This window comes from Alicyclobacillus acidiphilus NBRC 100859 (assembly GCF_001544355.1).
Lineage (GTDB): Bacteria > Bacillota > Bacilli > Alicyclobacillales > Alicyclobacillaceae > Alicyclobacillus > Alicyclobacillus acidiphilus.
Map to the genome: position 1 here is coordinate 1 of NZ_BCQI01000089.1, position 10243 is coordinate 10243.

Below are 10243 nucleotides of genomic sequence, written 5' to 3' on the forward strand. Positions count from 1 at the left end.
CCACCCCCGCCACCCCCGCCACCCGCATCCCATCCCCCAACTGCCTGTCCTTGGCCGGACACACGCCATTTGCATGGTCTGTAAGGTAATGTAAAGACGATTCAACACAACGGAAACATGATTTTTACAAGATAAATAAACAGAATTAATAGTTCTTTTGCACAATGACACATGTCTGAGATGAGGACGTCATCCGGAGCTTTGTGTAGCCGAAATAGGGGAGGCGGAGAAGACTTATGAAAAAGAAGGCATCGGCAATCGTTGGAACTGTGATCGCGGGGGCGGGACTTCTCGCGATCGCGCCGTTGACAAGGACGGTGCATGCCGCAACGAATCAAGTCGTGAACATCACCTTCTGGAACGGTCATCCATCGGGCGCACTGCAAACTCAGATGCACGCCGAAGTGAACGAATTCAACAAGACGCATCCGAACATCCACGTGACGTATTCCGACAAATATTCGGAAGTTCAGCCTATCACTGCCGCGATGACTGCTGGGGACGCTCCGAACGTCATCATGCCTCACCTCGACGAAGCGCAACAGTTTGCGAAGGACGGCTACCTCGTCAACTTGACTCCTTACATCAATGGCAAGAACGGATATACGCAAAAACAGTTGAAGAACGATTTTTATGCTTCCGTTTGGAACGGCAGAGCCATCGAACCGGGGCAGCAATACATACTGCCGTATGAAGAAAACGGGAATATGGTGATCTTTTACAATGCTGATCTCTTGAAGAAGGCTGGCATCCAAAGCCCTCCAAAAACTTGGAGCCAGGTCGAAGCGGACGCCAAGAAAGTGAGTGCGCTTGGTTCAAACGACAAAGGCATCGCATGGACCCCATCGTTGATTCAGTATTTCGTCATGGTCCGAGATTTTGGCGGGAAACTGTGGGCGAATTCGAAGGAAACAAAATTTGCGCTCGACAATCAAGGCGCGATTCAAGCGCTCACCATGCTCCGCGATATGGTGGCCGACAAGAGTATGACGATCACGCAGAATTACGACTATCAACTGGACTTCGGGACGGGCACTGTCGGTATGTTGATCGAGTCGTCGGCCGGTTGGACGTATGACTACCAATCGGCTGGCGGGAAGTTCACGATGAAGGCGTCTCCTGCTCCGGCGGGACCGTCTGGGCATGCGTACAACTATGTCGATGGCGACAGTTTAGCCATTTTGAAAACGGGCACTCAGGCGCAGCAGCAAGCCGCGTGGACGTTCATCAAATGGTTGGCAAGTCCGCAGACGAATGCCGCTTGGGACAAAGCTGCGTATTACCTGCCGACTGGACCGGTGGCTGAAAAGGACTTGCAGTCGTTCGACAAGGCAAACCCGAACTATGCTGCTGCATTCTCCAATCCAACGAATTGGATGACCGATCCGGCGGCGAATGCGACGCAGTATTACGCCGCAGAGAATGCAATGAACAGCGATTTCTTGAAAGCGTTGAATGGGCAAGAGACGCCTGCGCAAGCGGTGAAAAACATGAACACCATTGGCAACGAATATTTGAGCGGACAAAAGAGGAGCTAAGTGAATCATGGCAATCGATAGCGCGGTCACGGCTTACAGTCCGGGACAAGTGAATCGATTCACCAGAGTTGGCCCCGGCAAATCGAAGGATTTGCTGGTGGCCGCCCTGTTCCTTGTACCGGCGTTTGCTTTCCTGATTGTCTTCGTCTACTTTCCGACGGTCCTCGCGTTCGTGTTGGCGTTTTTCAATTATCACCCGGGCGGTTCCATGCAATGGGCTGGGGTCTCGAATTTTACGGAGGCAGTGAAGGATTCCGTCTTCCAACGCGCACTGCTGAACTCGCTCTACTACGCTGCCATGATGGTTCCGGCGACATTGGTGTTGTCCATGGCTATCGCTCTTTTGATCAACCGTGTGGCGAAGTTTTACAGCTTTGTGCGCGTGTTGATCACGTTGCCCTATGTCACGCCAGCGATTGGCACGGCGATTGGTTGGCTTTGGATTTACAATCCAAGTTTCGGTGTCGCGAACACTATCCTTCATTGGTTTCATCTTCCGCCGTCGCAGTGGATGGGATCGCCCAAAATGGCGATGCCGGCTGTCGTGATCTATGCGCTGTGGCATGGCATCGGTTTTGACGTGATCATTCTGCTCGCAGCGCTGTCTGGACTGCCAAAAGGTGTGTTGGAGGCCGCCATCGTCGATGGAGCGCGAGGATGGACCCGGTTTTTCCGGGTAACACTGCCACTCATCTCGCCGACCGTGTTTTTTATCGTCGTCGTCACGCTCATTGGATCGTTTCAGGCATTCTCGCAGATGTTCGCGCTCTCTGTCTCCAGCGGTGGTCCGGAATATGCGACCACGACGGCATTGCTCTACATTTATCAACAGGCGTTCCAGTACGGGCAAATGTCGTACGGGGCGGCGATGGCTGTGTTCCTCGTCGTCGGTATTTTCTTGTTGACGATGATCACCCGCTGGATTGGCAATCGGGTCGTCTTTTATCAGTAACGTGGAGGTGGGGGGTTCCGATGTTGGCAGCCCGGCGTATCCGTCGTTTGTTGCGAGGGGTCATTGCGCTTGCGATTGGTCTTGTGTTTCTTTTGCCCATCTACATTACACTCACCACGTCGCTCGATACGCCAGCTCACGTGTTCACGTATCCGCCGCATTTCTTGCTCGATTTCAACTGGAGCGTCTGGGTGCAGACGTGGAAAGAGAACGACTGGCTGCTGTATATTTTGAATACCGTGGTGATCGCGGTGGGCACCATCGCGATCGCCATTGTGACCACGGTCTTGGCGGCGTACGCGTTGTCTTTCATTCCATTTCGGGGGCAGGCCGTCGTCTTTTCCCTCATTCTGCTCGTCCTGATGATTCCGAGCGAAACGTTTCTGATTCCGAACTTTGTGACCATGGCGAAATTGCATCTGGTGGATACCAGACTGGCTCAAATCTTGCCGTATGGTGCGACGGCGTTCGGGATCTTCTTGCTAAGACAATTCTTTTTATCGCTTCCCCGAGACTACTGGGAAGCCGCGAGAATGGACGGTTGCGGTCATTTGCGGTTCCTTTGGTCCATCGCCGTTCCACTGTGTCGACCGGTGTTGTTCGTGATCGTGCTTGATATTTTCATCGGTTGCTGGAATTCGCTATTATGGCCGCTGATGGTCACCAACAGCCCAAAATCGCAGCCGATAGAGGCGGCTCTCGCGCAATACTTGACGCAAAACTCGTCCGACTGGCAGGGGCTGTCCGCGGCGGCGATGTTCGCCACGATCCCGATGATCATCTTGTACATCATCTTTCAACGTCACATTGTCCGCGGCATTTCGCGCGGTGAAGGTATCCGCTTTTAGTGGTGAATGGCCTGTCTTCAACCTGGATCTTCGATATGGATCGGATGAAGAGATTCCAATAAAATACTTTGTAGATACCGCCTCAAGACTCTCCAAAGAACGGACATCGTTTTTTATCATGCGGGTGCGAGGGGAGGAAACTGGCGATGGGTCCAGCGTGGTTGCGTCGGTGGTCGAACCGCGGAATGGTATTTGGTACGGCGGCTGTACTCACGGTGGTCGGGGCATGGATTGCGCATTCGCTTCCTCAACGCAACCCGTTTCCTCAGACCCACTCTGTCAAGCGGGACTTGACGCACAAGTCCGCCCAGCCGCTCACGACGAAAGTGCTCACTGCCTCGACGGATGGCGGCACGATGAGGGTTACCTTCCATGGTCGGCGTATGCTGACGGACGTCCCGCATCGGCGCGGGCATCACGAGCGATGGAACGCGATCGTCGTTGGCCGTCCCGAGCGCCTGACGTATGAACGTGTGCGTGGTTATGATGGAACGATGTACTTGTTCCGGCCCGTCGACGCGTCGACTCACCCAGTTCCCGTTGTCGTCTACTTTCACGGCGGATCGCTGATGACTGGCGACGCAGTCATTCACCCTGGGCCGAAGTACCGTAAGGAGTGGGTGATGGCCGAGATCGAGCGGAGTCTGGTTCAGCGGGGCTTCGCCTTTGTGTCCGTGAATTACCGTCTGGCGCCGAAGTATAAATGGCCGGACCAGATCGATGACGCCACCGCGTCCATTCGGTTCCTCAAGGCCAATGCGGCGAAACTCGGGATCAATCCGCTTGCCGTCAGCGTTGTCGGCGACAGTGCCGGCGGCGCGTTGGCCAGTCTGGTCGGGGTGACGGGGGGCGATACGCACCCAGAGCCAGTGTTTGACGAGGGGCCGTTCGTCAAGGAGTCATCGCGCGTTCGCGCGGTGGTCGATATGTTCGGTCCGGTCGACAGAAGCTACTACGCCATGAAATGGGGCGAGCGGCATGGCGCAAAACCTACGCCGGCGTTCGGCGTGTTGACGGCGCGACTTGTGCAGAGCGCAAGCGCGGTATCCTACGTTCGGCCCGGAGATCCGTGCTTCTTGATCATCCAGGGACTGCAGGACACCGTCGATCCTCCCGAACTTTCGCTGGAAATGTACGATCGACTGCGCGAAGATGGCGATCGCGCCCGCATCATTCTCATCCACCATTCGACACACGAGTTCATTCCTAAGGGTGGTACGTTGCAGCCTAGCACGGCGCAAATTGTCCGAGACATCGTAACCTTCCTCGTTCGCAATGGGGTACCCCAACCGCATCCACGTAGAATTGTGCGCGTCGACCGTTTGTCGATCACGGCGAACGGTTGACGTTCGAGAGTTTTCCTCTGGCCCTCCTCCAAGAATAGGTACATGTTGCAGTCAGAAGGCTATCGCATCGAATATGGTGGACTATGTCTGCGGCGAAAGGGGGGGCAAATCATGTACGGTGGAACATTTGGCGGTTACACGCGTTGGGCGGTCGTCTTCCTGATCATCTTCGTGTTGTTCTTCCTGCTTGTACCGGGCTACAGCGCCGGTGGATCCAGTTGTGCAGGGGCTGTCGGATATTGATGGGTGATCGGTACGACAGTTTCGCGCAATGGTATACGACGCGTGGTTGAATCAGGTTCTGATGGATTTCTGCGACTGCGTAAGTGAGTCGTCACTCACTTACGTGGTTGACTAGCACACGGTCGTATCAACGAAACGAAGATGGTTGCAAAGACCATCTTCGTTATCATTTTTAAGTGAAAGGAGGCAACGACCATGTGTACAAGGGCCGAGTGTATGGCGAAAATGGGGCAGTGGGTCCAGTTTCGAACCCAATGGGGCACGCATCGCGGCATTATCTCCGGCGTGAACAACCAGGCTGTGCTCGTACGAGTCCCGCGTCAATACGCGCCTGTTGGGCTCGCAACTGCGGCCAAGGATCCGAGTCAGAGCGATGAAGCACGGCTCGATCTCGCCCTTGCCGGTTACGGCTACGGCCCCTACCGCTACAGAGGCTGGGGCTATCCCGGAAATGGTTGGTGGTACGGCGGCTGGTGGTGGTGGTGGCTCGCATTTGCGTGGGTGTTCGCTTTGGCGTTTCTGTGGTAGAACCTGCGAAGCCGCGCTGTGGACGAACAGCGGCGGCTGTGCCCATGGCAGTGACCGGAGTGACCGGAGTGACCGGAGTGACCGGAGTGACCGGAGTGACCGGAGTGACCGGTCAAATAGGCGGCCCTCAGCCGCTTATTGCGGCGAAATGATGGAATGGCAGGCAAATAGGCAGCCCAAAGCCCCTTATTCACCTTCGCTGCCTCCGGAATGGGGCATTTTCAGGCGCTTAAGCGTCTGCCGACCCCTTATTCGCTGCAAATCGGACGATTCGACACAATTAAGCGGCCAGCGGACGCTTATTCTTATGAAGAGTCGCCCAAGAGTCGCCCAAGAGTCGCCCAAGAGTCGCCCAAGAGTCGCCCAAGAGTCGCCCAAGAGTCGCATTCATCTCGTGGCGGTCGCTGTCGTCATGCGGTGGAAGACAGGTGAAGCGCGTGTTGATGGCGCAATTCCATTGTGGCTGGCAGAACACTAGCGCCTTTGGGACAATTTGAAGCGGATGACCAGGACCGCGCAGGCAACGAGTCCGACCGTCGTTTCGGTCAGCGAGAGTACGGGATATGAGCGGAAATCGCCGAAATCGTAGATTTTCCATGTAAACGGTTCAAACACGAGCAATAAAGCTGTCAAAAGGGCCGGAGTGAGTGCTCTTCGACGAACGTACCAGGCTCCCAAAAGTCCGAAACAGGGTCCGCTAAACACACTGAGCAGGGACCAAAAACGCATGCCTGGCAGTGTCAAAGCAAGATCCACCAACCATGGATGCGGCCCAAGGTCGAGAACAAATGAGTTGGCGACATAGAATCCCATCAATGCGCAGATCGATGCCAGAAAACCAGTCAAGGCAGCATGGACAGGTTGATATTCCTTGGCGTAGACACTGGCCATAAACGGTAGCAGCAACCACGGCGCACTGATATTGCCGATTGCGTCACGCAAGCCAGCGTCGTTCCCTTTGATGATCGACATCATTGCGCCGAAGCACAACGACACCGACACGATGGCAACCATTCTCCGTTTGGACGGCATCATAGTAACCCCCCCTCTTTTTCGTCGATTGGCACAATCGTATCATGAGGCCAGCCGAACTCGGCTGGTTGATTTTTTAACGACAGATAGATACGGCTTGCTTGGTGAAAGCGATATGTAAACCATTGGAATTCGTCAATTGCATCGCATGGCCTCGAAACTGCCTCCAACGAGCCCTATTCCCCAACACCTTCGACACTATCGAATAAACTCGCTGAATTCACATATCTTGTGGATGACGACTGGATGACGATCACCGGGTCAATCTCAACATGGTCGCGCGATCGCAACTTGTTTGCTGAAAGGAGTGTCACTTACGAGCAGTCTCGTCTACGCCCCCGATCTCGGCGGCCAGCGGCATTTGTACGATGAAAGCTGGGAATTTCCGGATTTTTCGAATCGAATCGTTGCTCTGGCGTTGAATCCCTCATGCGTGTTTGTCTACTGGACAATCTCCCTGGCGCGTCGCCGCCTCATTCAAGAACATTTCATGGCGGACTGGGACGCCCTGCCGTTGTGCCTCTGTCTCTACGACGTCACCGACATCCTGTTCGACGGTTACAACGCGCCCTTGCTCCGACGCGTTTCCGTTGATCCCGGTACAAACAATTGGTACCTCCACAACCTTCCGTCGGGTAGAAATTATGTCGTCGATCTCGCGACCATGAATCACGATAGGCTGTTTTGCCTGTTGCGCTCGAATATGGTCGCATTGCCGCCGGATCGATCCGCCGCTTCCCGCGTCAAGATTCCTTTTGCCAAACCGCTGCCGTCGACGCCGATCGATGCCGATCCTGCGTTACGAAAACCAGTTCGACGGTTATCATCTCAGTTGAAACGCGAAGGAGCGACCATTGGATGACTCAGGGGTACCTGAATCTTGTATTGCACGCCCATCTGCCATTTGTCCGGCATGTGGACAGAGACGACAGACTGGAAGAACGATGGCTATTTGAAGCGCTCACCGAATCGTACATCCCGCTCATACAGGTGTTTCAGCAATTGCTGCGCGAAGAAGTCGACTTTCGAGTCACCTTGTCGCTTTCGCCCCCGCTCCTATCGATGTTGTCCGACGGGCTTTTACAATCGAGATATCGCAGATACTTGCAGGGACTTCTGACACTGGCTGCGTCAGAGCTGGATCGAACCGAGTCCGATCCCGTCTTTCACGGGCTGGCTGAAGAGTATCAACGGCGCTTTACCGCAGTGTATGATTTCTTCGACCGCTACCACGGCAATATCCTGACAGCCTTGCGTGAACTGCTGCAATCGGGGAAAGTGGAGTTGATCACGAGCGCCGCCACACACGCGTTCCTTCCTTACATAGACACGGATGAAGCGCTGCGCGCCCAAATCGCGACGGCTGTATCCGTCTTTGAGGACAATTTCGGGACGCGCCCTCGCGGGATCTGGCTGCCGGAATGCGCGTACACGCCGCGCGTTTTGCCGATCCTGCGCGAATACGCCGTCCGCTACTTCTTCGTCGACCATCACGCATTCGCGACGGCGCAGCCAGCGCCGGTGTTCGGCATCCATTCGCCCATCGTGACCGATGCTGGCATCGCCGCGTTCGCACGCGACGAAGAGTGCTCCAGGCAAGTCTGGAGTTCCGAGGACGGATACCCTGGCGACTACGACTATCGGGAGTATTACCGCGATATTGGATTCGATCTTGATTTGGACTACCTCCAACCTTTCATTCATCCAGAAGGCATCCGCTTCAACACAGGGTTTAAATATTATCGAATTACCGGACGGGATGTGGAGAAACAGCCGTACGACTTCCTGCAGGCCAGAGAAAAGGCGGCTCTGCATGCGGGAAATTTTCTCTTCAATCGGCAGCGGCAGATCGAATACATTCGCGGCGAGATTGGGCGGCTCCCCATCGTGACCGCGCCATATGACGCGGAACTGTTCGGCCACTGGTGGTACGAGGGGCCCATCTTCATCGACATGCTGCTTCGGAAGATGCATTACGACCAGGACGAGATCGCCACGATCACGCCGTCCGAGTACCTGGATCTGTACGAGGATTATCCGCGATGTCAGCTTTCGTTCTCCACATGGGGACGCAACGGCTACGGCGAAGTGTGGTTGAACGGGTCAAACGATTGGATCTATCCCGCCCTTCACGAGTGCGAGCACATGATGCGGCGCGTCGCCAACCGCCATTCGAATCCCTCGGAGCAGGTTCGTCGCGCGTTGAACCAAGCCGCACGGGAGCTGATGTTGGCGCAAAGCAGCGACTGGGCGTTCATCATGGACACCAAAACCGCCGTCGATTATGCGGTATCTCGGACGAAGCAACACGTCAACCGGTGCATAGCGTTGCTTGCGATGGTGGAAGCAGGCGAGATCGATACAGACTTTTTGTCCGATCTCGAACGGATCGACAATCTGTTTCCATCCGTCGATTATCAGGTGTATCGAACGGACGACACACCGCCCGCGCCTTGCGACGCGGTCTCCACAGCGGCCTTCGAACCGCTTCGCATTCTCGTCCTTTCGTGGGAATTCCCGCCCATGTCGGTCGGCGGTCTGGCCCGTCACGTCTACGATCTCTCGCGGCAACTGGCATCACAAGGCTGCGAGGTGCACGTGGTCACGACGGCCATTGGCGGCTACCCCCTGGACGAAACCATTGAAGGGGTCCACGTCCATCGCGTGCGGGTCCGCCAACCGGACGGCGGCGAGTTCATCCACTTCGCCTTTCAACTGAATTTGATGATGCTGGATCGCTGCTGCGATCTCATCGAACGCGACGGGCTCGCGTTCGATCTCATCCACGCGCACGACTGGCTCGTTGCCGTCGCCGCAAAGGCCTTGAAGCAGAGCTTTGGCATTCCCGTTGTCGCAACCATCCACGCGACCGAGCATGGCCGGAACCATGGGATTTTCACCGATACCCATCGGCACATTCATCACCGCGAATGGGTGCTCACGTACGAGGCCGAGCGTGTCATTGTGTGCAGCTCCTATATGTGCGACGAAGTGGCAGGGCTGTTCCAACTCCCCAGTGACAAAGTCGATGTCATTCCAAACGGGGTCGACAAGCACGTACTTGCCGGACCTCAGCGACCCGATGCGGTGCACGTCCGTCACACCTCATCTCCATCTCTCGAACCGCCGTACAACCATACGGTTTTGTTCGTCGGCCGCCTCGTCCGCGAGAAAGGCGTCCAATATGTGCTCGAAGCGGCGCCCTCCATCCTGGAGGCGTTCCCGAACACTCAGTTCGTGATCGTCGGAAAAGGCCCGATGTTCGACGAACTGGTCCGAACATCGGAACAACTCATGATTCGCGATCACGTCGTCTTCTACGGCTATGCGGAAGACGAGCAGAGAAACGAATTGCTGCGATCGGCTGACGTGGCCATCGTCCCCAGTCTGTATGAGCCGTTTGGGATTGTTGCCCTTGAAGCCATGGCCGCAGGGACCCCGGTTGTCGTCTCTGACGTTGGAGGACTGGCCGATATCGTGCAACACGGCCATAACGGATTGAAGGCCTATCCGGGCGATGCCCACTCCATCGCCGAACAAGTGAAGCGGTTGCTCCGAGACTCAACACTCCGAGACGAGATCGCACAAACCGCAACCAAGGAACTGAGCCGCTTCGACTGGATGACCATTGCCGATCAGACGATGGAAGTCTACCAGAAGGTGATACGCAAGCCACTTGTTCAGGCGGTGGAGGCGTGATCGGGTAGCGGAGGCGCGGGTTGTGGGTGGCGAATCGGGTGGCGAATCGGGTGGCGG

The 10243-nt window shown here is 55.7% G+C and carries 9 protein-coding genes; 8 read left to right on the forward strand and 1 reads right to left on the reverse strand.

The genetic code is table 11. From position 1 onward, the window contains the following. The first annotated feature begins 236 nt into the window (after positions 1 to 236). The 6 genes from AAC01S_RS17135 (at position 237) to AAC01S_RS17155 (ending at position 5455) form a co-directional block, all read left to right on the forward strand. A complete protein-coding gene (locus tag AAC01S_RS17135) occupies positions 237 to 1538 on the forward strand; it encodes an ABC transporter substrate-binding protein (protein WP_083511930.1) in 1302 nt (433 codons plus the stop codon). Positions 1539 to 1545: 7 nt separating this feature from the next. Next, positions 1546 to 2490: a carbohydrate ABC transporter permease gene (locus AAC01S_RS17140; protein ID WP_083511931.1), complete on the forward strand. Its 945-nt coding sequence runs from the start codon at positions 1546 to 1548 to the stop codon at positions 2488 to 2490. A gap of 23 nt (positions 2491 to 2513) precedes the next feature. Next, positions 2514 to 3338 carry a carbohydrate ABC transporter permease gene (locus tag AAC01S_RS17145; RefSeq protein ID WP_157071265.1) on the forward strand — a complete coding sequence of 275 codons (825 nt, stop codon included), beginning with the start codon at positions 2514 to 2516 and terminating at the stop codon, positions 3336 to 3338. Positions 3339 to 3484: 146 nt separating this feature from the next. Continuing rightward, complete coding sequence (locus AAC01S_RS17150; protein WP_067625346.1) at positions 3485 to 4684, forward strand: alpha/beta hydrolase; 1200 nt, start codon at positions 3485 to 3487, stop codon at positions 4682 to 4684. A gap of 111 nt (positions 4685 to 4795) precedes the next feature. Continuing rightward, the gene (locus AAC01S_RS20135; RefSeq protein ID WP_281178147.1) at positions 4796 to 4927 is read left to right on the forward strand and encodes a hypothetical protein; all 132 of its coding nucleotides are present in this window, start codon (positions 4796 to 4798) and stop codon (positions 4925 to 4927) included. Between the two features lie 195 nt (positions 4928 to 5122). Beyond that, positions 5123 to 5455, forward strand: a complete 333-nt coding sequence (locus AAC01S_RS17155; protein WP_157071266.1) for a hypothetical protein — start codon at positions 5123 to 5125, stop codon at positions 5453 to 5455. A gap of 474 nt (positions 5456 to 5929) precedes the next feature. Here the strand turns inward: AAC01S_RS17155 and AAC01S_RS17160 are convergent, their stop codons facing one another. Next, positions 5930 to 6490, reverse strand: a complete 561-nt coding sequence (locus tag AAC01S_RS17160; RefSeq protein ID WP_067625352.1) for a DUF6518 family protein — start codon at positions 6488 to 6490, stop codon at positions 5930 to 5932. 292 nt (positions 6491 to 6782) lie between these two features. On the opposite strand from AAC01S_RS17160, the gene AAC01S_RS17165 reads away from it, so the two are divergent. Both AAC01S_RS17165 and AAC01S_RS17170 read left to right on the forward strand, forming a co-directional pair. Beyond that, positions 6783 to 7349, forward strand: coding sequence for a DUF4912 domain-containing protein (locus tag AAC01S_RS17165; RefSeq protein ID WP_169794084.1), 567 nt, complete (start codon positions 6783 to 6785; stop codon positions 7347 to 7349). Beyond that, positions 7346 to 10186, forward strand: coding sequence for a 1,4-alpha-glucan branching protein domain-containing protein (locus tag AAC01S_RS17170; RefSeq protein ID WP_067625357.1), 2841 nt, complete (start codon positions 7346 to 7348; stop codon positions 10184 to 10186). The genes AAC01S_RS17165 and AAC01S_RS17170 overlap by 4 nt, the downstream gene beginning before the upstream one ends. Positions 10187 to 10243: the final 57 nt, after the last annotated feature.

What these genes read in the sequence shown, in the direction of transcription:
- AAC01S_RS17135 (WP_083511930.1), top strand. Translation starts at nt 237, where the DNA reads ATGAAAAAGAAGGCATCGGCAATCGTTGGAACTGTGATCGCGGGGGCG.
- AAC01S_RS17140 (WP_083511931.1), top strand. Translation starts at nt 1,546, where the DNA reads ATGGCAATCGATAGCGCGGTCACGGCTTACAGTCCGGGACAAGTGAAT.
- AAC01S_RS17150 (WP_067625346.1), top strand. Translation starts at nt 3,485, where the DNA reads ATGGGTCCAGCGTGGTTGCGTCGGTGGTCGAACCGCGGAATGGTATTT.
- AAC01S_RS20135 (WP_281178147.1), top strand. Translation starts at nt 4,796, where the DNA reads ATGTACGGTGGAACATTTGGCGGTTACACGCGTTGGGCGGTCGTCTTC.
- AAC01S_RS17155 (WP_157071266.1), top strand. Translation starts at nt 5,123, where the DNA reads ATGTGTACAAGGGCCGAGTGTATGGCGAAAATGGGGCAGTGGGTCCAG.
- AAC01S_RS17160 (WP_067625352.1), bottom strand. Translation starts at nt 6,490, where the DNA reads ATGATGCCGTCCAAACGGAGAATGGTTGCCATCGTGTCGGTGTCGTTG.
- AAC01S_RS17170 (WP_067625357.1), top strand. Translation starts at nt 7,346, where the DNA reads ATGACTCAGGGGTACCTGAATCTTGTATTGCACGCCCATCTGCCATTT.